This window comes from Haloarcula sp. KBTZ06 (assembly GCF_048595605.1).
Classification (GTDB): domain Archaea; phylum Halobacteriota; class Halobacteria; order Halobacteriales; family Haloarculaceae; genus Haloarcula; species Haloarcula hispanica.
The window spans coordinates 359,821-381,410 of record NZ_CP184339.1; the positions used below are offsets into that span (position 1 = coordinate 359,821).

Below are 21,590 nucleotides of genomic sequence, written 5' to 3' on the forward strand. Positions count from 1 at the left end.
CACGAGGCCTATGAGCATGGCCTATCGAGTGTCCCGATGTAACTATGGACTTACAGGAATTCGTCCGCTCCAACGCCCCCGCAGACGGTGGCGATGGGTTCCAGAAAGAGAACAACAGGCTACTTGACATCCCACTCGATGGGACTGTGATGGTCAAAGCCGGGTCGATGGTCGCGTACACCGGCGAGGTCACGTTCACTGGCAAATCCTCGGCGGAAGGCGGTATCACGGGCTTCGTCAAGGAGGCCGTGAGCGGCGAAGGGACGCCAGTCATGGAGGCCGAAGGGAGCGGCCACCTCTACGTGGCCGAGAACGGCAAGAAGGTACAGGTGCTGGCCCTCGATGACGGAGAATCGATATCGGTCAACGGCACTGACGTGCTCGCGTTCGAATCAACTATCGACTACGAAATCAACACTGTCGGCAGTCTCTCTGGCATGGCTGCTGGCGGCCTGACGAACGTCTACCTCACCGGCCCCGGCGAAGTCGCGCTGACGACACACGGCGACCCGCTGGTGATGACGCCGCCGGTGTTCACCGACCCGGACGCGACCGTTGCGTGGAGCTCGAATCTCTCGCCGTCTATCGAGATGAACAAGACCTTCGAAATCGGCCAGACCTCTGGGGAATCGATCCAGATGGAGTTTACCGGTGACGACGGCTTTGTCGTCATCCAGCCAAACGAGGAGGAGTCTGTCACGCAGAGTCAGAGCTAATCGCCGCCGAGTTACCGCGTCGAAGACACCGAGCGCTTGCGGAGCCGTCCCCGAACGAACGGCCGGATTGGCGTTATGCCCAGATTGAGTCGCTCGATTTCGACGACGTCGAACGACTGTTCAGCGACGAGCTGCGTCCCCGTCTGTCGGGTGAGGTGGCAACCGCCGGCGAGACGCCTCCAGAGCGGTGCGAGGGCTGACTGTACCCGGGCGCGCCACCCGTCGTCGATGACGTGCTCGAAGAAACGCAGTTCGCCGCCGGGTTTGAGTACGCGGACGATTTCACTTATCGCGGACTCGACCTCTGGAATCGTACAGAAAACCATGGAGGCGATGACGACGTCGAACGTGTCCTCGTCGTACGGGAGAGCTTCCGCCGGTGCCGACTCGATATGAATCGGCGTGGCCTGCGCGTTTGCCTTCTCCTCTGCCTGACGCCGCATATGCGGGTCTGGCTCGATAGCGTGAACCTCCGTCGACGCGTTCGCAACGCTGTTGAAATACGGAAACATCGCGCCGGTTCCAGCGCCGAGGTCCAGCACTGTGCCATCCAGATTCGCCACCAGGTACTCACGATGTGGCCGTAAGAGCGTCCGCTCAACGAGTGCCGTAGCCGGATCGTAGATAGCTGCAAACAGCGGCGACGCGGGCTTCTGACTGGCGTTCGGTTCTGCGGGCATAGCAGCAGTAACGGCGGCTCCCCTGAAAGCATTGGTTCACTCGAAGGGTGTCACACGCGCTCGCACCCTGCTGTCAGTCTCCGTCAGCCGACATCTCGACGCCCGCTTCGTCGATATCGACCTTGGCTTCGGTGAGGTTGCTGTCTCGCCACGTCCCGCGTCGATACCAGCCGTAGGCGATGAGCGCCCCTGCGACGTTCGAGACGGCGAACGACAGCCAGATGCCGGTCTCGCCGAGCGGCACAGCGGCGAACCACGCAATCGGGAAGCGGATGATTCCGAGCATCAGCACGGAGATGGCCGCGGCGGTGAGCGTCTTCCCGGCACCGCGGAAGCTCCCGGTGTAGGCCCGCATGATACCGATGAAGCCGAAGGACAACGCAACGTAACGGAGGAACTGCGTCGTGATTTCGACGACTTCGGGGTCCGTCGTGAACAGGTCGGCTATCGGTGCGGCGGTGAACCAGACGAGGACCCCAGCAAGGGTGAGCACGCCGAAAAGCACCGTCGCCGCGAGGCCGGCCGCTTTCGCTGCCCGATCCGGTTTGTCGGCCCCCATGTTCTGGCCGGTCATCGTCTCGACGCCGCGAGCGACCGCGATAGCCGGCAGGAAGACGACCGAGAACACGCGCGTTCCGATGCCGTAGGCGGCGACGACCGTGTCCGGGAACATCGCGACGATGACCAACAGCAGGTTCATCGACAGCGCACGCCCCGTCCCCTCGACGGAGGCGGGTAGGCCAATGCGAACGAGACGGCGGAGATACGAGAGGTCCGGTGCCATATCGCGGAGGTGAATCTGGACGCCGCGGTTCCCCCGGAACATGATCGCCAGCCCGACGACCAGCGCCAGCGCCCGGGAAAAGACGGTCGCGATGGCGGCCCCTTCGATGCCGAGTTCGGGGAACGAGACAGTTCCCACGAGCGGCGCGTTCTCGACGACTGTCCAGCCAAATATCAGGAACGGGTCGATGATGATGTTGAGCACAACTGAGCCGAACATGACGAGCATCGGCGTTATCGTGTCGCCGTAGCCCCGCATGAGCGCGACGAAGACGAAGAAGCCGAACATGAACAGCAGGCCGAGTGAGATGACCTCCATGTAACTAGTCGCCATGGGGAGGACGTCTTCGGACGCGCCCATCAGGCTCAGAAACGTATCGACGCCGAGATAGCCCGCGATGCCGAGAACGAACGAGACGATGACGGCGAACGTGACCGTCTGTGAGGCGGCGTACTCGGCGTCGCGCTCCTCGCCTGCGCCGGTAAACTGCGCGACGAGGACGCTGCCGGCGACGGATATCCCCATCCCGAGCGAGATGAGGAGGAACACCATCGGGAACGCGAAGCTGATTGCAGCCAGCGCGTCCGTGCTGTACTGGCCGAGCCAGAACGTGTCCGCGAGGTTGTACGCGGTCTGGAAGAGATTCGTGATGACGATCGGCATCGAGAGGAAAAACAGCGGCTTCCCGATGCCACCCGACGTGAGGTCGAACTCCTCGGGCCCCTTGAACAGCGCACTAACGCGACTTCGAATCCCCATCAGCGGGTCGCCTCCGCTGGCGTGTCCGTCAGGAGATGGGTCTCAGCGTATCGCGTAATCGTCTCTTTGAATCTGTCTATCGAACGGTCTGTGGCGACGTGTCGGGTATGGGCACCTGTAATCGCCGTCACGAGAAACTCCGCTGCGACGGCCGGCTCGACCCTGCTATCGAACTCCCCGGTTTCGACGCCGGCCGCGATGATTTCCCGCAGCCGGTCGAAGAGCACGGCATCGAACCTGGCCAGCTGTGTCCGGAAGGCGTCGTTGTACGGGGCCTGTGCCTTTATTTCGAGTATTGCCGTTCTGAACTCCTGACCGGGCGTCTGTCGCCCATCAGTGAGAACGGTGTCCAACAGCGAATCGAGTTCTTCCCGCGGTGTACTCCCGTCGACGCCCGTTATCTTTGCAGTGTATCGTTCGTACAAGAAGTCCAGAAACTCGGTAAAGAGGTTCTCTTTGCTGTCGTAGTAGTAGTGAATAGACGCTTTGCTCCGGTCTGCCTCGGCAGCGATGTCTTTGACCGTGAGCGCGGCGTACCCGTGCTGGCAGAGGGCGCGGAACGTCGCGTCGAGAATCTCGGTAGCTGTATCGTCATCCATGGCGGCTGTGACGGAACTTACTAACTAGTTAGTCAAAAACGCTTTGAAATCCACAAAGTGATCGATTGGCATTGATTACGTCTATTCTGGCGGATAAAAACTTACTAACTAATAATTTATGTACTCAATGTTATGCGGGTCACAACGGTTATCCAACCGTAGGTGAAACCGTTACTCAATGGCTGGACCATCGGACCGCACCTTCTCGGACCAGACCGAGGAGATAATGCAGGCGACCTACCGGGCGCTGCGCGAGCACGGGTACGCCGATCTCACGATAAAACGGATCGCGGACGAGTACGGCAAATCGACGGCTGCAGTGCATTACTACTACGACACGAAAGACGACCTTCTTGCGGCCTTTCTCGATTATCTGCTGGAGCGGTTCGTCGATTCGATTCACGACGTCGAGACGACGGACCCCGAAGCCAGACTGGAAATCTTGCTCGATGAACTGCTCGTCAAACCCCAGGAAAACCCCGATCTCTCGGTCGCCCTGTTAGAGATGCGGAGTCAAGCACCGTACAAGGAGGCGTTCAGCGACCGGTTCCGACAGAACGACGAGTACATTCGGTACATGCTCAAGGCGGTCATCAATCACGGGATCGACGAGGGTGTGTTCAGCGACGTCGACGCGGATCACGTTACCCGTTCGCTGCTGACGATCATCGACGGTGCCCGGACCCGCGCCGTGATGCTGGATGACACCGAGGAACTCGAAACAGCCCGACAGACGGCGAGTGAGTACGCCGACGCGATGTTACGGTAACCAGCCACCTTGTACCGCCACCGCTCAGCCACCGTGTGTCTGCATCACAGAGTCCTGACGACACCGGCTATCGTTACCTTGAAGCCTCGGTTCCACAGACGTCACAGCTTATCGACCAGAGGGCGATTAGCGCGATAACGGCCGGCACATGCGCGAGGACTAGCAACGGAACGACGAGTCGACCGAGGCCGAGGGAACTGCCCAGGGTGCGGACACCAGTTCCGAATATCGGGAGCGAGAGCAACGCTCCGAGTGTTATCACGCCTCGTATGGACAGCGACTGTTCGTCGATGACGTGACGGAGATGCCGAATATGGTCACGTATCACGAACACTGCACCTCCTCTGTGACGGCTGAGGGCGGGTTCTGGGCTGTGTCTGTCCTCCATTTTTAGGCTTACCTAAACACATTCAGGCCCGACTGCGACCAGGTACACGAAAATGCTTTGTACGAACGTGTTCGACACCTCGGAATGATTAGTTGACAAATCCTGGGTGGAGATGAGCAGGACTCTAAAGGCTGCCAATCGGCCTTTTGACCGTCAGACTTGGCCCGCAAGTCGTGATTCGACCTGCGGGAACAGGACGTTGTTCTCCTTGTGGACGTGCATATGTGTGTCCTGTTCCAGTGTTTCGAGTCGTTCGAGCAGGCTCTGATAGCTCGGACAGGCGTCGTCCGGAACCGCGTACCCGTCGCTCAGCTCTGCGATCCGTTCGAGGTGCTCGGCCGTCGCTTCGTGGTCCGATTCGAGGTCCGCGAGCGCCTCGTCCAGACGCGCTCTTTCCTTGCCTGTGAGTTCGTCTCCGCTGTCGAGCTTCTCGATGACGGGGAACACGTCCTGTTCCTCCTCTGTCGTGTGCTGACGCATCTCCTCGGCCAGTTCGAGGACTTCCCGCTCGATGTCCGCCAGCTCTGGATGCTCTTCCGCGTGGACGCTCCGAACTTTCTCAGCGAGTTGTTCCAGGGCTGGCAGCTCCTCGCGGAGGTACTGATGGTGGCTGTCGACGACGTGTTCGATGAGGGCAGTCATCGATTCCCATTCGTCCCCGCGCTCCTCCCTTTTTCGACGCGCCTCGTCCAGTTGCTCCCGGACGGCATCGAGATCGAGGTCCGCTTCGGTACAGGCTGTCCGGAGCATCTGGTCACCGCCACAGCAGAAATCGAGCCCGACTGCTTCGAAGACGCGAGCGAACGCCGGGTTCTCTCTGACGAGTGCGCCGAGCGGTCGGTCCGGATCGATTGGTTCAGTCATTGGTAGCTGTTACTTGCGTTCGTTGTAGGGAGCGCTCTGTTCCCCTGTTCTCGGCGTTTGGGCCCGTAGTCCATGGTCAGAACGGGACCTCCGTCTCTTCGTCGGCTGACTCGTCGACGGTCGTCTCGGCCTTTCCGATCAGGACTCTGAACTCACCGGGGTCCTGCTGGCGGTAGGTCCAGCGGAACTCCGGGCCCGCCTCGGCCTCGAACTGGTGGTACAGCGGCTTGGGGTCGTGGTCGTTCACCAGCACGAATCCGCTCCCGGTGTCCAGTTCGGCGTACGCCTCGAAGATCTGCTCGTGTCGCTGTGCCGGCGGGAGATCTCTGACATCGAGTTCGTCGGTAATCTCGACTGACTCGTCGTCAGATGGGGCTTCCGACACGTCATCGGCAGCGGTATCCGATTCACCGGACTCCCCCGTACTCTCAGTTTTCGTGATCTGGACGCGACAGCGGCCGGGCTCAGATTCGACGACCTCCCAGGCGAACGCGTCGCCGTACTGCTGTCTGAACTCCCGTTGCAGGGGCCGCGGCTCGTGTGGGGCGATGAGTTCCATCGTCCCGCCCTCGGGTATCATTCCGTATCGGTGATGGATCGTCGGATGCCGCTCCTGTTTGGGGATTTCGCGGACGTCGTACCGCGTAACGATGTCTTCATCGGTGGCCTCGGAATCGTCGGTCTTGACGATCTCGACCCGCCATTCGCCCCCGCCCTGACTCGCGTAGTCCCACTCGATTACGTCCCCATGCATCGATTTGAGCTCGTGGTACAGCGGCTTGGGATCGTGGTCGTTGACGAGGACGAACCCGTCACCCGCCGCCAGACCATCGAAGATATCCAGAAGCGCCTCGTGTCGCCGTTGTGGCTTCAGGTCACGGACGTCGATTGTGGGGAGCGACTCGTCCCCGAGCGGTTCGCCGACGGTCACCTGCAGCTCTCGCGGCTCTGCGTCGGGATGTGCGTATTCCCACTCCAGCGACCGGCCTTGTTCCAGCTGGTAGCGCACCAGCTGGGGATCGATATCCCTGTCGGCCACGACTTCGATGGTATCACCGACCTCGGCTCCCGACAGTACGTCGAAGAGCTGTTCACGGCGTTGTCCTTCCGACTGGTCTCGCAACTGAATCTCTCTTGGCATCTCTATACTTGATGGTACACAAGTGGACTGATGTCACCTGTCCCGAAGGGGTTCGGCAGCATCCAGATCACTCCACCGATTACACGGCACCCAGTCAGTGTATCCCGTCACTGTCGTACCCATTTCGAGACTGAGAACGGGCCAAGGATCCGCTCGCTAATACGTTCGCCGTCACGTTCATCTGCTGACTTGTTAGACGACGTGGAACGGGCGGTTCCGAACCGGTGAGGGGTTCGATAGCGGGTGCTGACGCCACCCCCCGTCTATGGAGCGCACTGTTCGCCACCGCCGTCTACCTCTGGACAGAGGGCCAGACACGCCCCGTCCACCTGGCTTCGGAGACGAAACACACCGTTTTTCGGGAGGAGGAAGCCGATATCGAACGCCGTCTCTTCGTCGAGGGTCGTATCTAACACCGATTCGAAGAAGGTGGAAACGACGCAGAAACGCCACCCAACCTCCGTCGCGAGAGCGTCCCCGCGATCCGTGAGCGTCACTCCCTGATATTTTTCGTAGTCCACCAGTCCCCGCTCGTCGAGTTTCGACACCATCTCCGTGACGCTGGCCGGGGTCACGTTCAAGAACTCCTGCAGTTCCCCGGTCGAAACCCGCTCCGTGGGAGACTCCGAGAGGACAGAGACGGCGAAGAGATATCGGCCTGCGCTCCGCTCGATATCGGAAACCGACGGCGTGAGCGACGAAGCGGACCCTGTTTGCGATTCTGAGGACATATCTCTTGGTCTCTCAGCTATTGCGGAAAGTGTAGTCCCGAACCCCTTCGCTCTGTCTCGGGTACGAAATCGACCGAACATCTCCGGCCCCAGGGTTTTGATTAGGTGTGCCTAAAACTGGGTTGCTCATGGGTACGGGAGAAGGTGAAAACGGGGCGATCTCGTTGCTCGGTATCAGACGTATTGCTGACGGCTCGCCGACTCGCCGGGCGGTGTCGGTTCGGTCCACGCTGCTCCTCGCCAGCCTCGTTTCGCTTACTGGATTCGCTTGGGTGGAAACGGGGACGACACTCGTGGACTGGGGGGTCCGGCTCGCTCACGTCGGCGCGTTCTCGCTGTGGTTCGGCGGCGCGATGTGGCACAACTTCGTCGTCTTGCCGACAGTACGGTCCCGACCCGACGCTGGCGAGGCGCTGAAACCACAGGCACACGCGTTCCGCCGCCACCTCCCCGTCGTTATCTCGGTCGTATTCGTGACCGGCGTCTACCAGACTGCCGGCCTCATCGGGTTGTCCGCTCTAGCGCTGCTCGCTTCACCGATTGGGCACCTTGTCGCTGTCAAACTGCTCGTCCTCGCCGTCTTGACCGCAATGGTTGCCGCCAGCTTCAAGCGAAACGGGTAGTCGGCTTTACGGACCGCCACCACGGCCGAGTCGGCATCTCGCGCCGACTGTCTTCGGGTCACGAGGTCCGTTCGCCGGTAATCGTCCACAGCGTACTCTGTATCGATTTGCCCACAAAGTACCCGATAAGACCCCATAGAACGCTACTTTCGACGCCCTGCAACACGGCTCCGACACCAGCACAGAGGACACCGAGGACAACGCCGGGATAGTTCTGTGTAGGCGATAGTACTTCCATAGACCCTTTCAGCTATTTGTAAAAAAGAGCATTTGTCCGAACCTGTTCGTGTCTGCATTGACAGACCGCTACCGAATTATAGTAACAATTGAAACGATTTCCAACGGCTACTATAGCTGTGGCTGGTCGGGGATACCCTCTTGATGGTGATTCGGGTCCCGCCGACTGGGGCGGAGCCCTCGTATTGTCGACTGACGCCGACGGAAGCACGCTTTTGAACTACAGAACGGGCGTTCTAAACTCGCAAAATGCACCTTGTAACCGTCGCCGCTCGTCCCCATCAGCCAGCGACAATCGGATACACTCAACTACCAACCGCATTCGTTTCGGCCCGTTTGAACAGCCGACGGGTCGCCTACGAGTCCACAGTATCGCCGCCGCCGACACTTTGTTCTGTCGGCGGCTGAATGGTCAGGTGATCCCGCTTCGATTCGATGAGGGACGCCGGCAATCGAATGTCGCCGTCGGAATCCCGCTCAACGCCGAATATCTCCTGCACTTCGCTGTTGATGACAATTGTCTGAAGTTCTCCCGTAGCTGTATCGAGCGTAATGTTTTGCAGTGTGCCGACTTCGCGGCCATCGGTACTCACGACCCGGACGTTGGAGAGCTGGTTTGCGAGGACCGTTCGCATACTAGTCACTCATCCCGAAATTACCATAAAAATACTGATCTCCCCCAACTTCCCACGCCCTGTCGTCTCTTATTGCAAAACGACTGAATATGTTGATGGCATGAACATCGCCGACGCCGAAACGGCATAACAGAGATGACCGTTTGCAGCAGAGCGCCCTCGCCGGCCCTCCAAGCTGATTAGTACTGCCGAGTTCAACGTGGTTTTAAGCTATCGCAGACGGTTTTTCAGTCCCACCGTAACTGCTAATCGTATGCCAGTGAATTGCCCTCCATCTGCAGTCCAGTACTGTCTGCAGTATCGCCCGCAAATATACGCACAGTTGCCCGCTCTGCGGGAGGTGGTTCTGTGAGGGTTCGGTCGGTGGCGCTGGCCGCGGTGCTTATCGCCGCAACGGCGACGGCTCCGGGGCTGGCCGCTGCGGAGCAGCAGGCCACGGTCTCAGAGGACAGTTTTCCACTGCACTCAGACGAACAGCAGGTGATCACCGGGGAGACCACGCTGGAATCCGGGACGGAGATGACGGTCAGAATCCAGTCAGCTGATGCGTCGAACCCATTCCTTCAGCAAAGACAGGTCAGCGTGCAGCCCAATGGGACGTTCGTCGCCCAGTTCGACATGTCCGCGGTGCCGGCGAACACGTCCTACGAACTATCCGCTCATGTCGACGGTGACACGCTGTTTGAACGTACTGGAACCGTCGCTGAGTGCGACAGCAACTGTACTGACCCAGTACCGGATATCCAGACTCCGACAGAGACTGACGAGGACGAAAACGTCGTCACGGTCTCTCAGGGAGAAACCGCTGAAATTCCGGTCTCGATGACTGATGGCGGGAACAAAACGCTCTCCGTCGGCAGCGAGGCAGTCAATTATCAGATCAACGCGACTGTCAGCGACGACGACGAGGACGGTGAGGTGCTGGTCCTCTTCGACACCGCGGCTGCCGGCACCGACGCGGAGACCCTCAGTGTCGCGGACGACGGCGACTCGCTCACCGTGACTGCGACAGAGCCGGAACTCCCGTCGACGCTTGCCCCCGCCGCGTACACCTACCGCGTGTTCGACGGCACGACCGACGATTCGCCGACTGTCGGGACGCTCGTTATCGAAGCAAACGAGACGGCAAACGAGGAGTTCGAGGTCGAGGAGACTGCCGAATTCGGCTTCGAGGAGTCGGTGACCCGGGCTCAACAGGGCGACACTGGCCGGATTCCAATCGTCCTCGCAACCGCTGACGCGGCCACTGTCTCTATCGGGAGCCCGGCCACCAACTACGAGATCAATGCGACCGTCCGCGACGGGAACGGCGATGATCGTGTCGTCCTCCTGTTCGACACCACGGCGGCCGGCCACGACGAACCCACCCTCGAAACCGCGGCGGACGCCGACGCCGTCGCAGTCGAGTCCGGTTCGGAGGTCGCCCTCGATTCGCAACTCGCCGCGGCGAGCTATGAATTGTCGCTGTTTCGCGGGACCGAGGCGGCCGACGAACCCGATGCGGTCGGCACGCTACTGATCACTGATGGCACCAACTCGTCTGCGGATGCGTCCTCCGACGGCGTCGATTCAGTTACCGGCGAAACGCCGGCCCCAGGGCAGTCACAGGACGGTGATTTCGGAATCGGTACCGGCGCTCTCGCCGTCGGTGGCATCCTCGCCATCGCTGGTGTGGGGATCTGCCTGCGGTCTCTTATGAACTGACGCTTCGCCTGACGTCCGCAGGCCGCTTTTCGAAGCAGTATCGGGGCACAGCAAGTCGGCTTTTCTATCAGGGTGATCGTCCCTATTGACCAAACTATACTGTTATCGTTGGGGCTAGATCAGTGAGCGATGCTTTCCTGCCCGCAGATCGCCGCAGCGGAAGTGTCGGCTCGGCTACGGAACTCGCTCAGGCTTGCCCGTCAACCAGTAGGGCGGCTATACCAAGCACCGTGAGACAGAGGCAGAAAAACAGCAGGCCCGGTTCGATGACCTCGAAAACGAATCTAGCGACAGCGTTCGTCCCACTGACCGGCCCTGCGTTCGGACTCGCCGGAGCCAAAACCCCGTCGCCTGCGGTCGCGGTCGCCAGTTTCTCCGCGCCCCATTGGACGAAGAGGCTCGCGAAGCCGATGAGTCCCAGCCCAGTGACGACATCAGCCATCGACTGCTGGAGACGCGGCTCCAGGTCGCGATCGCCGACGAGCACAATCGGATCGCTTGCGGGACCGTACACGGTCATCTCGTTACCCTTCGAGGAGTAGACCGTCTCGACCGGTTCGATGAGCTCTGCGTCTTCGAGATTCGAGACGTGGTAGTGGACGTTCTGGACCGACGTGTCACACCGGTCCGCTATCTCGGACGGCGTTCCAGGCTCGTCGTACAGCGTGCGGAACAGCGACCGGCTGGTGTCCGATGCGAGAGCGTCGAGAACGTCGTCGGTTTCGTTCTCCGCAACACCGAGTACCCGCGGTGATTCGTCTGCTGTCCCGGTCCGCTCCTGTAACGTTTCGATAGGGCTCGACATGGGTCACTGTCGGATATATGATACGGCACTCTTCAAAGGTCTGTGGCTGGGTTAAAACGAGTTTTAACCATCAGTACGATTCTGTGCAGCCCGGACCGCGCGGACTGGCTCGACCGCCCCGTGGCCGGTTCCGTTGTCGAGTCCCGGTCGTCCCACGTCTCTCGTGGTCCGTTCCAGCAGGTGTTCGGTTTCGCGGGGGGACAGCGACTCGTTTGCATCCAGCAGCAAGGCTGCGGTGCCACCGACGTAGGGGACTGCGGCCGAAGAGCCGACGAAGCCGTCAGGTGCTGCGGCGGCGAACTGTCTATCCGGGGCCACGACGTCGACGCCGACCCGGTTATCGACTGTCGGGCCTCGTGAACTGAACGGTTCGAGCTGGTCGATACGGCTGTTGTACGCCCCGACAGTGATGGCTTTCCGGGCCGTGCCCGGAGCCACAATGCTGTTCCGAGTCGTCGTGTGCTGGAGGTCGTGCGTCGGTGACACGAGCCGGAGCCGCGCGCCAGTCGGCGATGCTGGCCCTCGAACGACGAGATAGTAGTCGCCGGGTCTGACGTCGGCAACGATACGCTCGTTTGGTACATCGTCACCGCGGTAGGGCTGTGAGCGGGCGACGAGACGGGAGTCGGTTCCGTTCGTCCGGTACAGTTCGACTGTGTACTCCTCGTCTGCGTGGCCCCGGTCCCACGAGAGCCAGACCGTGATTTCGGTCCCGCCTCGAACGTAATTCTCCCGACTCCCGTTGGTAAACGTGACCGTCCGATTCTTTACGTCCTCGGACGTGTACTGCCCCGACCAGTGGGATTGCGCGAGATTACCGGCTGGGGCGATGAACACTGACCCACTCTCCGTCGCTCGCGTCGCACTCCGGGCGACCGGTCCGGTTCCATCGCCTGGCTGCCCGTAGAACGAAACGGGTGCGACAATCACGTCGACATCCGCTTGAACGAGCCAGTTGACTGCCTGTCGGTAACTGTCGACGCTATCGACCCGGGCGAGATAGAGGTCGGCGTCCGGTGCGGTCCGCGACACGACGGCGGCCGTCGCGGTTCCGTGTGCCTCCCGTGTGTCGTCTACGGACCCACCGCCGAAGCTCCGTGTTTCGGTGACCTGTCCGGCAATCGTTTCTGACTCCGTATCGAATCCGGTCGGATCGACGATGCCGACCGAGACGTTCGAACCTGTGACCCCGGCCGTGTGGAGACGTGCGAACCGGCCGGCTGCTCCGTCCGACACCGATACTGATGCGGCATCGGCCCTATCCGGACGGGGGTCTGTTGGCCCTGCCACTGCGAGCATTGCGATGCTACCAGTGAGTGATACGATTGCGACGACGGCCAGTAGCAGCACAGTCCGATCACGCACTGCTGACCACCTGCCGCGATACGCCCGTCGGTATGTGGGGCGCCGGCCTCTCAGCGAACACTGCCCGGGAATCGAGTGCCGTACCGAGATGTCCGGCCACTCGGTGATACATATCGCAGAACACGTCGCCTGTGAAAACCGACGCACGTACATTCACATAGCAACAGTATAACCGGCATACACGTCGTTTCATCGTTACTTTCGGTCTGTGGTGTGGGTCTCAACTGTAGTGCCAACGCACTGTTAATTGAGCAGTCGACAACGGGGGCGGGGTGTGCCCGTTGCCGTGTGGACACCCGGACTGGGATGGATTCCGATTCGTGGAAACCGGCGGCATATGGGGAGGGCGCTGGCGGCCGGGAACCGTCTCAGGCGGTCGCCGGCGTTTGCCCCGTCGGTCGGGAGCATACTAAAGCTACCAGAGACTAAAAACTGGTTTTAAACGTCGAGAGCTGTGGGTTGTGGCCGATTCACACACCTTGGTACTCGTCGTCGACGGATTTGCACCGGACTGCGAGATGGAAGATAATTTTGGGTCGGCCATCGGATTCCGACTGGATGTTGTGCCCTGATATTGGCCTGCCGAGATTCAGCAGCGGGCCGTTGGTTCCCGTTGTAGCGTACCTCCTGGTAATTGTCGTCCTCTCCGGACTGGTGATCATCTCCCCCGGCGCATCGCCGCCGCCCGTCTTGGGAATGCTCTGGGGTGTCTTCCTCGTCGCACTCACCGTTGGTGCGCTCAGAATTGAGACCGTCTCACCGCGCTCTCTGCTCCCGCCTGTTCGCACACTGATACCCGTGATCGGGGTGGTCATCGCGTTCTGGGGACTGTACAACCTTGTTGCGGTCGCCCTCGCGGTGGGTGGGATCTCCGGGTTCGACGCCTCGCTGTCGAGAACCGCTGCCCACCCGCTGCTGTATCTCGCGGCGCTTTTCAGTTCGCTTCTGTTCACTGCGATCCCGGAAGAACTCCTCTTTCGCACGTACCTGCAGGAGAAATTCACGAGGCTGGCCGGCGGGACGACTCGGTGTGCGGTGCTGGCTGGTATCGGCCTCGTCGCAGTCCTATTTGCCCTGTTTCATCTCCCGCAGTGGTTTCTCGCATCGGGGCACGGCGTCGGTTCCGCGCTGGCAGCCAGACTCCTCGGACTGACGCTCATGGGACTCGCTTACGGGAGCGTATACGCACTGACGGGCAACCTCTGGCTCGTCGCCCTGTTCCATGCATCGATGAATCAGCCGCCGGTAATCGTATCGGTGCATATCCCGACCGAGCTACATCTGGTAGCGAGTGTGATCGAGTATGCCGCCATCGTCTCGCTTGTCTATCTGACTGTTCGGGTGGTCGAATCCGGCGGGACACCGCTGATCTGGTCACGGCGGAACAACCCTGCCTCGACCGGGGACTGATACTGCCGGCTGTACGTCTGTGAAGAATCTCGCCACTTCGGGGTGGCGAATCTCTTGAAATAGTTACAGCCGGCAGTATGAGCAGTCGCTCCGCAGTTGAGGTGTGGTCCGGGCCGTACGTGTTCCACTTTGTGTAGATGGCAACCAACCGTAACAGGCGGAGAGAGACTGGGCTTTATTTCCGCTTCGTACAGAGACGTGACCATGGATCTACAGACGGAAACCTGGACAGATATGGCGGCTGTCGAGACGAGCCTGGCGCTGCTTCCCGTCGGGAGCACGGAGCAACACGGACCACACGCGCCGCTCGGGACGGACACGCTCGACGCCGAGGCAGTTGCTGAACACGGTGCCGAGCAGTACGACGACCACGTCGTTGTCGCACCGGCAGTCCCCGTCGGCGTCGCCGAGGAGCACCGGGCGTTCACCGGCACGCTGTGGACCTCCGAATCGACGTTTCGGTCCTACGTCCGTGACATCGTCCGGAGCCTCGCCAGCCACGGCTGGGACCATGTGGTGCTGGTCAACGGCCACGGCGGCAACATCGACGCCTTGCGGGAAGTGTCCGGCAAGATAACCCGCCACGACGAGGCCTTCGCCGTTCCGTTCACATGGTTCAACGCGGTCGGCGACCACAGCACCGATATGGGCCACGGTGGGCCGCTGGAAACCTCGCTCCTCCAGCACACGAATACCGAAACAGTCCACGAGGACCGACTGGACGAGGCGGCGGCCGGTGGCAGCGACGGCTGGGGGGAGTGGCAAAGCGGCGTCAACCTCGCGTTCGATTCAGACGAGTTCACCGAAAACGGTGTCGTCGGTGACCCGCGCGAGGGGAGCGCCGAACGCGGGGAGACGCTGCTGGAGCTGGCGACCGAGTCTCTCGTCGACCTCCTCGATGAGATCGCGGACCGACCGGCCGGACCGCGCGAGTGAGAGCTGAGCCAAGAGCAGACAGCTTATATTAAAATCACACTATTTGGTCAGTCTTCAACAGAGTTCACACACGTTTCCCAGTCAAAAGTCTATGATGTCGTTAGTATGGCTAAATATATATTCAAATCTAGTATTTATAGTTAGATCATAATCAGATATGGTTGTATATGCAAAATATGTTGGTGTATCTTGTGGGACAGCTCATGATTCCACGTATTAGCGGACGCCCCGGTTCAGTCGTCGCCCGCCCCTCGCTTCCGGATCTGTTTCCCACCGGCGTCTGGCGTCCGGAGCACCGCTTCGTCCGTTTCCGGTCCCAGGACTTCCACGCGGACGCTCGACACTTTGTACTCGGGGATGCCGGCGGTCGGGTCGAACGTCTCGCCGGTAAGCTTGTTGACCGCGCCAGCTGCGAAGTGCATCGGGATGAACAGCGTCCCCGGGCCGACGCGGTCGGTGACCTGTGCCTTGACGACGATATCGCCCCGCCGGGACTCGACGCGGACGTACTCGCCGTCGGCGATGCCGAGCTTCTCGGCCGTCTCGGGATGTACTTCGACGAAGCTCTCGCCGACGTGGCTCATCAGCCCCTCGACGCGGCGGGTGATCTGGCCCGTGTGCCAGTGATACAGCACCCGACCCGAAGTGAGCGTCAGCGGGTACTCCTCGTCGGGAATTTCGCCGGGGTGCCCGCCGTCGGCCGGAACGAAGCGGGCTTTGCCGTCCTCGAAATTGAAATTGCCGTCCTCGTAATCATAGAGATACGGCGTGCCCTCGTGGCCCTCGTCCCAGCAGGGCCACTGCAGGCCGTGTTCCTCGCCGGATTCGAGCCGGTCGTAGGTGACACCGCCGTAGATTGGCGCGAGCGAGTTGATCTCGTCCATGACCTCCCGCGGGTGGTCGTAGTCCCAGTCGTAGCCCAGCCGTCGAGCCAGCGCCTGCGTGATTTCCCAGTCCTGGCGGGCCTCGCCCGGCGGCTCAGACGTGGGCCGGACCCGCTGGATGCGTCGCTCAGTGTTGGTGAACGTGCCGTGTTTCTCCGGCGAGGTGGCTGCGGGCAGCACCACATCGGCGTAGTCCGCCGTCTCGGTCATGAAGATGTCCTGGACGACGAGGAACTCCATGTCTTCCAGGGCCTCGGCGGCGTGCTGGATGTCTGGCTCCGAGAGCGCCGGGTTCTCGCCGACCACGTACATACCGCGGAGGTTCCCCGCGTGGGCCTCGGCGAGCATCTCCGGCACTTTGAGCCCGGGTTCCTCGGGCGGTCGCTCGCCCCACGCGTCGGCGAACTTCTCGCCGACCTCGTCGTCCGCCGGGTTCTGATAGCCCGGCAGACTCCCCGGCAGGGTTCCCATGTCGCCGCCCCCGCCCTGGACGTTGTTCTGGCCGCGGAACGGCGAGAGGCCGGCGCCCGGCTTGCCGACCTGCCCCAGCACGAGCGCGAGGTCGGCCATCGCGATGAGGTTCTCCGTGCCGTGGCTCTGCTGGGTCATCCCCATCGCCCAGCCGAAGACGACGCTGTCGGCCTCGGCGAGTGTCTCGGCCGCCGAGGCGAGTTCTTCCGGCGACACGCCCGCCAGGTCTTCGACTTTCTCGGGCGTGAACGCCTGGACTTTCTCCCTGACTTCCTCGAAGTTCCTCGTGTTGCGTTCGATGAAGTCCGCGTCGTGGAGGTCGTGTTCGATGATGTACCGAATCAGGCCGTTGAGCCAGGCCACGTCGTAGCCGGGGTTGGTCCGGGTGTACTGGTCGGCGTGTTCGGCGATGCCGATTTTCCGCGGGTCGAACACGACGAGGTCGGCCCCCTCCCGGACGTTCTGCTTGATGCGCGTGGCGAGCACCGGATGGGATTCCGTGGTGTTGGAGCCGCTGATGAGGTAGGCGTCGGCCTCGCCGATATCCTCGTTGATGCGGTTGGTCATCGCGCCGTAGCCGAGCGTCTGCTGGAGCGCGGCGACTGTCGAGGAGTGACACAGCCGGGCGCAGTTGTCGATGTTCTTCGTGCCAAGGACCTGCCGGGCGAACTTCTGGACGAGGTACGCCTCCTCGTTGCTGCCCTTCGAGGAGGCCAGACAGCCCAGCGAGTCGATGCCGTGCTGGTCCTGAATCTCGGTGAAGCGCTCGGCCACATAATCGAGCGCCTCCTCCCAGGTCGTCGGTTCGAGTTCGCCGTCGTCGTTGCGGAGCAGCGGCTCGGTGACCCGCTGTTTGCTGTTGGCGAACTCGTGGCCGAACTTCCCTTTCACGCAGGTCGAGAAGTTGTTCGCGGGCGCGTTGTCAGGGTCATCTACCGGGACGACGCCGAGCGAGTCGCCGTCCTTGCCCCACATCTCGAACCGGCAGCCGACGGCGCAGAACCCGCAGGTCGTTTCCTGCTTGTCGATTTTCGAGAGGCGGTAGTCGCTGACCGCGCTGGCGATGTCGAACAGTCGGCCCTCGGGCATCGTGTTCGCCGCGATGCTCTCGGCGGTGTGTTCGCCGGCGAGGAACGCCTTCTTCCCGTAGTCCTTGGCGATGTCGCCGGCCCGCCGTTTCGCCGCAGACGCGAATCTGGCGAGGCCTTGCTTCCCCTTCGCCGCTCTCGGGTCGTCGGGTTCGAATCCGCGATTCGGTGCTGTGGTGTCGTCGATTGTCTCGACGTCCTCGTGCTCGATGACTTTCCCGATGGAGTTTCGTTGGGTAAAGCCGGGCAACGGGAGCGTCGCCGCGCCGTCGATGCCCTTCTCTGTCAGCGATCCAGTGGGGCAGACGGTGGCGCAGTGGCCACATGAGACACACTCCGAGTCGTGCATGGTTTCGGCGTCGGACTGGAAGCCGATACGGGTGTCCTCGCCGTGGCCCTCGATACGGAGGACGCCCTCGACCTGCACGTCGTTGCAGGCGTCGACACAGCGGTTACAGAGGATGCACTTGTTACGGTCGATCTGGATGAACGAGGAGGTGTCGTCGATGGGTTCGTACTGGTCGCGCTCGTCGAAGACGCCGTAGCGGGGGTGATCGACGCTCTCGCTGATGGCGGCGTCCTGCAGTTCACAGCGGCCGTTGCCGTTGCAGGTGGTACACCGGAGGTTGTGGTTCGACAGCACGAGGTCGAGATTGACGCTACGGGCCTCCTCGGCGTCAGGGGTGTCTGTCGAGACGGTGAGGCCGTCCTCGGCGGGGAACGAACACGACGGGACGAGGCCGTGTTCGTCGGTCTCGACCATGCAGGTGCGACACTCGCTGCGCGGGCCGATCTCGTCGCTGCAGTCCCCATCGCGGTCGTAGTAACACAGCGCTGGCACGTCGGCGTCGTCTTCGACGCCCTCCGCGCCGGGGTCGACGCTGACGATATCGTCGTCGAGGTCCTGTAGCGCGTCGATGATAGTCGAACCCGGGGCGACGGTCACCGGCTCGCCGTCGACAGTGAGCGTCGTCGGGTCGTCCGTATCGGTACCCACGTCGGGGTCGTTGGCGGTTCCGGTCTCGAACTCTTTGGTGACTGGCGTCTCAGGCTGTGGGTCGTGCAGGTCGGGAACTCGTGGAATCGATTTATCTGTGCTCATAGTTTCTCCGTACAGGTGCCGCTGGGACAGTGGCCGTCGGTGTGAGCGCGGAACTCGGGTTCGAACTCGTCGATGGCTGTGGTCACTGGCCGCGGCGCGTGCGCGCCGGTCTGGCAGTTACTCGACTGACGCATCACGCGACCGAGTTCACGTATCTTGTCGCTCTCGAACGAGCCATCGTATATGTCGCGCAGGAGTTCGGCGAGCTGTTTCGTCCCCTCGCGGCCGGGGACGCACCGACCGCTGTTCTCCATCGACGCGAACCGTGCCCGTTTTCCGACCGTCTCGACGGTGCATCGATCGCTGTCGAACAGTTCGACGACGCCGTTGGTGCCGAGCCCGGCAGCCCGGAGCGACTGTGCGGTCGGTGCCATATCAAGACTGCGCGTGACACCGCCGAGGACGCCGCCAACACAGGCCATCTTGAACGACCCGTCCATCTCGACCGCCTCGCGAACCGCTGCGAGGCTTGCGCTCGACCTGAGTTCGACTGTCGCCGAGTCCGCAACGTCGCCGGCGACCGCTACGATTCGCGTCCCGGGGTCCGCCGCGTCAGCGTCGACGCTACCGGGGTCGGCGACGGCCTGCTGGACTTGCGCAAACGTCCGCGGTGTGTGGACGACTGTTGGGCGGCCGTACAGGCCCCGTTTGGCCGGTGATGGCGGCTGGAGCCGCGGCTCGATGCGGTCGGCCCCTTCCAGTGCTTCGAGCGCCGCCGTGGGCTCGCCGGCGCGGAATTCGTCCGGGCCGGCTACCAACTGTGGAACGACAGGGAGGGTGTCGGCGGCTGCGTCGATTGCCTCGCGGAGGTCTGCTTGCACGTCCGTCTGCGACTCGTTTACATAGACGACAGCGTCGCCAGCGTCCACGTACTCAGCGACCGCCGCAATCCCGTCGAGGACTGCCATCGGTGTGCCGGACAGGAGCGTGTCGTCGCCCGTCGGGAGGTCGCTGGCGTCGTTGGCGTTACAGACGACCACTGGGTCACCGTCGGTTTCGCTGGCTGTTTCCCACGTATCGGCGACCGGTTCGTCAGCGGCGGCGTCCCCGCGACCGCGGCCCAGCAGCCCGGCTCCCGCTGCAACGTCGGCGGTCCGTTGGGTTGAGACGAACGACCAGTCGGCCGGCGAAAGCGGGGCGACCCAGCCACAGGGGCCCAGTACGTTGCGGCGGCCGACTGAGAGCGGGCCACGCTCCGGGGCGGGGAGCGACGCCGTTTCGGGGTCGTGCTCGACGACAGCGTCCGCATCGGCTGTCGGTACTGTCCCCGCTTCCAGTTCGTCGATGAGGTCACGGACGGTCGCCGGTGACGGGTCGCTGTAGAAGGCTGTCCGTTCGCTACGTGTAACCATCACTAGCGGTGTGGCTGCTGTGATGCCCGTCGGTCCCGTCCTGACGACCGGTGTCGAGTCCGCCGTCGTCCGCGCCGCGGAGAGGACCCGGTCCCCGTTCTGTGACCGGCCGTCCGTCGACACCCGGACGGCGGTCGAATGAGCGAGGGCCGTGGTTTCCCGTGTCATACTCTGTGCCTCGTGTTGAACGATTAAAAACCCCAGCCGAGCGGTCCCGGGACCACTGGTTGCAGTGGCGTCATCGACCCACACAACATATCACTTGCTTACACACTGATGGGACAGCGCTGGCCGAGTCGTTCCGCTGAAACAATGAGGCAGCGGGACGTTACCCCCGATTGAAATCATGAACCCACGGTTCGAGGAAGTCAAGACGGAGGCGTCAGCCGCGATAACCGAGGCCGACCTGCGCTCGGTGTACACCGGCATTATCCACGAGGACGGCCGCCACGAGTACTATTTCGGTAACGACACCGAGGAGGCGGCCGAACTCCGCGAGGCAGCGGCCATACAGCTCGGAATGTTGCTTCGCGTCCTTGCGGACCGCTCGGACAGTAGCGTCGACGAACTGACGACGCTCGCCGCAGAGCGAGCAGAACAGATGGAGTTGCGATAAGATACGGAACGGCCGCGCTCGCTACTCGGTGGTCGCGATAGCTTCGATTTCGACCGCTGCACCTTTCGGGACCGCACCAACGCCGACGGCGCTCCGCGCCGGTGGCTCCGATTCGAAAAACTCGCTGTAGGCCTCGTTGAACGAGTCGAAGTCGTCGATGTCGTCGAGATAGACGGTTGTCTTGAGTACGTCGTCCAGCGAGAGGTCTTCTGACTCCAGAATCGCCGCGACATTGTGAAGACACTGCCGCGTCTGGTCGGCGACTGGCTCGTCGTCGAGGAGTTCGCCGTCTGTCGTTAGCGGGAGCTGTCCGGCGGTGATGAGGAGGTCGCCGTTCGTCGTTGCCTGACTGTACGCGCCGACCGCGGCCGGTGCCTCGTCGGTGCTGACTACGCGCTTCATATCCGGCCGTACCTGCCCCCATCTCATAAACCCCTGCTGTGACGGGGGACACTCACACAACGTTCTCGAAAGCCAACCAGTTGTGTCCAGTCACTGATTGATGACGACAATCGCTATCAGCGCCAGACCGATGCCGGCGGCTTTCGTCAACGTCATGGACTCCCCGAAGGCGATAACGCCGATGACTGCGGCAGTGATGAAGTACATCCCACCGATGGTGGACACGATCGACGTGGGCCCCACAGTCACGCCGACGAACGTCGAGACCACGCCGACGGCCGCCGCGACGCCCGCTGCGCCGGCAAACATCATCCCCCGGTTCGTGACGACGAACGATGCGTCTGAGACAACGACGTATATCCCGGTGACGACCGTTGCAGCGGCGTAGGACACGAACGCCGCGGTCTCCGGGTCCATTGTACTTGACGCGACGTTGCCAAACGCTATCCAGAACCCCCAGGCTATCATCGTCCCGAGCCCGAACAGGACGGCGGCGTTCATCTGTCCGCTCTCCAGATGAGTCGGCTCC

General features: G+C 61.9%; 21 protein-coding genes. 7 read left to right on the plus strand and 14 right to left on the minus strand.

What is annotated here, in order from left to right:
- The first annotated feature begins 44 nt into the window (after positions 1-44).
- Positions 45-716: an AIM24 family protein gene (locus ACNO8S_RS18185; protein ID WP_014031234.1), complete on the plus strand. Its 672-nt coding sequence runs from the start codon at positions 45-47 to the stop codon at positions 714-716.
- Between the two features lie 11 nt (positions 717-727).
- Here the strand turns inward: ACNO8S_RS18185 and ACNO8S_RS18190 are convergent, their stop codons facing one another.
- The 3 genes from ACNO8S_RS18190 to ACNO8S_RS18200 all read right to left on the minus strand — a co-directional run bounded on the left by ACNO8S_RS18190 (position 728) and on the right by ACNO8S_RS18200 (position 3,538).
- Positions 728-1,396 (minus strand): class I SAM-dependent methyltransferase, encoded by a 669-nt coding sequence (locus tag ACNO8S_RS18190; protein WP_191906077.1) that lies wholly within the window; start codon positions 1,394-1,396, stop codon positions 728-730.
- A gap of 73 nt (positions 1,397-1,469) precedes the next feature.
- Entirely contained in the window at positions 1,470-2,939 is a 1,470-nt protein-coding gene (locus ACNO8S_RS18195; RefSeq protein ID WP_014031232.1) for an MATE family efflux transporter, read from the minus strand.
- Positions 2,939-3,538 carry a TetR/AcrR family transcriptional regulator gene (locus tag ACNO8S_RS18200; RefSeq protein ID WP_064289004.1) on the minus strand — a complete coding sequence of 200 codons (600 nt, stop codon included), beginning with the start codon at positions 3,536-3,538 and terminating at the stop codon, positions 2,939-2,941. Before ACNO8S_RS18200 ends, ACNO8S_RS18195 begins: the two co-directional genes overlap by 1 nt.
- Positions 3,539-3,716: 178 nt before the next feature.
- Between ACNO8S_RS18200 and ACNO8S_RS18205 the strand changes: the two genes are divergently transcribed.
- On the plus strand, positions 3,717-4,307 hold the full coding sequence (locus ACNO8S_RS18205) for a TetR/AcrR family transcriptional regulator (protein ID WP_008312200.1): 591 nt from the start codon (positions 3,717-3,719) through the stop codon (positions 4,305-4,307).
- 541 nt (positions 4,308-4,848) lie between these two features.
- Here ACNO8S_RS18205 and ric read toward each other — a convergent pair.
- The 3 genes from ric to ACNO8S_RS18220 all read right to left on the minus strand — a co-directional run bounded on the left by ric (position 4,849) and on the right by ACNO8S_RS18220 (position 7,431).
- A complete protein-coding gene (ric, locus tag ACNO8S_RS18210; protein WP_014031229.1) occupies positions 4,849-5,559 on the minus strand; it encodes an iron-sulfur cluster repair di-iron protein in 711 nt (236 codons plus the stop codon).
- 76 nt (positions 5,560-5,635) lie between these two features.
- The gene (locus tag ACNO8S_RS18215) at positions 5,636-6,700 is read right to left on the minus strand and encodes a DUF2249 domain-containing protein (RefSeq protein WP_420182923.1); all 1,065 of its coding nucleotides are present in this window, start codon (positions 6,698-6,700) and stop codon (positions 5,636-5,638) included.
- Positions 6,701-6,963: 263 nt separating this feature from the next.
- Positions 6,964-7,431 (minus strand): metal-dependent transcriptional regulator, encoded by a 468-nt coding sequence (locus ACNO8S_RS18220; RefSeq protein ID WP_420182924.1) that lies wholly within the window; start codon positions 7,429-7,431, stop codon positions 6,964-6,966.
- Between the two features lie 128 nt (positions 7,432-7,559).
- On the opposite strand from ACNO8S_RS18220, the gene ACNO8S_RS18225 reads away from it, so the two are divergent.
- Positions 7,560-8,054, plus strand: coding sequence for a hypothetical protein (locus tag ACNO8S_RS18225; RefSeq protein WP_079980861.1), 495 nt, complete (start codon positions 7,560-7,562; stop codon positions 8,052-8,054).
- 58 nt (positions 8,055-8,112) lie between these two features.
- Here the strand turns inward: ACNO8S_RS18225 and ACNO8S_RS18230 are convergent, their stop codons facing one another.
- Positions 8,113-8,292: a hypothetical protein gene (locus tag ACNO8S_RS18230; protein WP_050038436.1), complete on the minus strand. Its 180-nt coding sequence runs from the start codon at positions 8,290-8,292 to the stop codon at positions 8,113-8,115.
- A 355-nt stretch (positions 8,293-8,647) separates the two neighbouring features.
- Entirely contained in the window at positions 8,648-8,926 is a 279-nt protein-coding gene (locus tag ACNO8S_RS18235; RefSeq protein ID WP_050006946.1) for a PRC-barrel domain-containing protein, read from the minus strand.
- Positions 8,927-9,274: 348 nt separating this feature from the next.
- On the opposite strand from ACNO8S_RS18235, the gene ACNO8S_RS18240 reads away from it, so the two are divergent.
- Entirely contained in the window at positions 9,275-10,630 is a 1,356-nt protein-coding gene (locus ACNO8S_RS18240; RefSeq protein WP_420182925.1) for a BGTF surface domain-containing protein, read from the plus strand.
- Between the two features lie 187 nt (positions 10,631-10,817).
- Here ACNO8S_RS18240 and ACNO8S_RS18245 read toward each other — a convergent pair whose 3' ends face one another.
- Together ACNO8S_RS18245 and ACNO8S_RS18250 are read right to left on the minus strand one after the other, a co-directional pair.
- The gene (locus ACNO8S_RS18245; RefSeq protein ID WP_014031224.1) at positions 10,818-11,435 is read right to left on the minus strand and encodes an ArsR/SmtB family transcription factor; all 618 of its coding nucleotides are present in this window, start codon (positions 11,433-11,435) and stop codon (positions 10,818-10,820) included.
- Positions 11,436-11,498: 63 nt separating this feature from the next.
- Positions 11,499-12,800 carry a S8 family serine peptidase gene (locus ACNO8S_RS18250; protein WP_064289001.1) on the minus strand — a complete coding sequence of 434 codons (1,302 nt, stop codon included), beginning with the start codon at positions 12,798-12,800 and terminating at the stop codon, positions 11,499-11,501.
- Between the two features lie 558 nt (positions 12,801-13,358).
- Here ACNO8S_RS18250 and ACNO8S_RS18255 point away from each other — a divergent pair.
- Both ACNO8S_RS18255 and ACNO8S_RS18260 read left to right on the plus strand, forming a co-directional pair.
- On the plus strand, positions 13,359-14,210 hold the full coding sequence (locus ACNO8S_RS18255) for a type II CAAX prenyl endopeptidase Rce1 family protein (RefSeq protein WP_129756307.1): 852 nt from the start codon (positions 13,359-13,361) through the stop codon (positions 14,208-14,210).
- A gap of 204 nt (positions 14,211-14,414) precedes the next feature.
- Complete coding sequence (locus tag ACNO8S_RS18260; RefSeq protein ID WP_146417890.1) at positions 14,415-15,146, plus strand: creatininase family protein; 732 nt, start codon at positions 14,415-14,417, stop codon at positions 15,144-15,146.
- Between the two features lie 233 nt (positions 15,147-15,379).
- On the opposite strand, the gene fdhF is transcribed toward ACNO8S_RS18260, so the two are convergent.
- Positions 15,380-18,691, minus strand: a complete 3,312-nt coding sequence (gene fdhF, locus ACNO8S_RS18265; RefSeq protein WP_420182926.1) for a formate dehydrogenase subunit alpha — start codon at positions 18,689-18,691, stop codon at positions 15,380-15,382.
- Entirely contained in the window at positions 18,688-20,211 is a 1,524-nt protein-coding gene (locus ACNO8S_RS18270) for an NADH-ubiquinone oxidoreductase-F iron-sulfur binding region domain-containing protein (protein ID WP_420182927.1), read from the minus strand. Before ACNO8S_RS18270 ends, fdhF begins: the two co-directional genes overlap by 4 nt.
- Before the next feature lie 178 nt (positions 20,212-20,389).
- Here ACNO8S_RS18270 and ACNO8S_RS18275 point away from each other — a divergent pair, with 178 nt between their 5' ends.
- Positions 20,390-20,659, plus strand: a complete 270-nt coding sequence (locus tag ACNO8S_RS18275) for a hypothetical protein (RefSeq protein WP_011222717.1) — start codon at positions 20,390-20,392, stop codon at positions 20,657-20,659.
- 21 nt (positions 20,660-20,680) lie between these two features.
- On the opposite strand, the gene ACNO8S_RS18280 is transcribed toward ACNO8S_RS18275, so the two are convergent.
- Positions 20,681-21,061 (minus strand): Rid family detoxifying hydrolase, encoded by a 381-nt coding sequence (locus ACNO8S_RS18280; protein ID WP_151104123.1) that lies wholly within the window; start codon positions 21,059-21,061, stop codon positions 20,681-20,683.
- Between the two features lie 90 nt (positions 21,062-21,151).
- Positions 21,152-21,562: an EamA family transporter gene (locus ACNO8S_RS18285; RefSeq protein WP_004966000.1), complete on the minus strand. Its 411-nt coding sequence runs from the start codon at positions 21,560-21,562 to the stop codon at positions 21,152-21,154.
- Positions 21,563-21,590 lie beyond the last annotated feature (28 nt).

Coding starts and splice junctions, on each gene's coding strand:
- ACNO8S_RS18280 (WP_151104123.1), bottom strand. CDS start 21,061: ATGAAGCGCGTAGTCAGCACCGACGAGGCACCGGCCGCGGTCGGCGCG.
- ACNO8S_RS18235 (WP_050006946.1), bottom strand. CDS start 8,926: ATGCGAACGGTCCTCGCAAACCAGCTCTCCAACGTCCGGGTCGTGAGT.
- ACNO8S_RS18225 (WP_079980861.1), top strand. CDS start 7,560: ATGGGTACGGGAGAAGGTGAAAACGGGGCGATCTCGTTGCTCGGTATC.
- fdhF (WP_420182926.1), bottom strand. CDS start 18,691: ATGAGCACAGATAAATCGATTCCACGAGTTCCCGACCTGCACGACCCA.
- ACNO8S_RS18270 (WP_420182927.1), bottom strand. CDS start 20,211: ATGACACGGGAAACCACGGCCCTCGCTCATTCGACCGCCGTCCGGGTG.
- ACNO8S_RS18245 (WP_014031224.1), bottom strand. CDS start 11,435: ATGTCGAGCCCTATCGAAACGTTACAGGAGCGGACCGGGACAGCAGAC.
- ACNO8S_RS18255 (WP_129756307.1), top strand. CDS start 13,359: ATGTTGTGCCCTGATATTGGCCTGCCGAGATTCAGCAGCGGGCCGTTG.
- ACNO8S_RS18185 (WP_014031234.1), top strand. CDS start 45: ATGGACTTACAGGAATTCGTCCGCTCCAACGCCCCCGCAGACGGTGGC.
- ACNO8S_RS18260 (WP_146417890.1), top strand. CDS start 14,415: ATGGATCTACAGACGGAAACCTGGACAGATATGGCGGCTGTCGAGACG.
- ACNO8S_RS18215 (WP_420182923.1), bottom strand. CDS start 6,700: ATGCCAAGAGAGATTCAGTTGCGAGACCAGTCGGAAGGACAACGCCGT.
- ACNO8S_RS18200 (WP_064289004.1), bottom strand. CDS start 3,538: ATGGATGACGATACAGCTACCGAGATTCTCGACGCGACGTTCCGCGCC.
- ACNO8S_RS18275 (WP_011222717.1), top strand. CDS start 20,390: ATGAACCCACGGTTCGAGGAAGTCAAGACGGAGGCGTCAGCCGCGATA.
- ric (WP_014031229.1), bottom strand. CDS start 5,559: ATGACTGAACCAATCGATCCGGACCGACCGCTCGGCGCACTCGTCAGA.
- ACNO8S_RS18285 (WP_004966000.1), bottom strand. CDS start 21,562: ATGAACGCCGCCGTCCTGTTCGGGCTCGGGACGATGATAGCCTGGGGG.
- ACNO8S_RS18205 (WP_008312200.1), top strand. CDS start 3,717: ATGGCTGGACCATCGGACCGCACCTTCTCGGACCAGACCGAGGAGATA.
- ACNO8S_RS18195 (WP_014031232.1), bottom strand. CDS start 2,939: ATGGGGATTCGAAGTCGCGTTAGTGCGCTGTTCAAGGGGCCCGAGGAG.
- ACNO8S_RS18220 (WP_420182924.1), bottom strand. CDS start 7,431: ATGTCCTCAGAATCGCAAACAGGGTCCGCTTCGTCGCTCACGCCGTCG.
- ACNO8S_RS18230 (WP_050038436.1), bottom strand. CDS start 8,292: ATGGAAGTACTATCGCCTACACAGAACTATCCCGGCGTTGTCCTCGGT.
- ACNO8S_RS18190 (WP_191906077.1), bottom strand. CDS start 1,396: ATGCCCGCAGAACCGAACGCCAGTCAGAAGCCCGCGTCGCCGCTGTTT.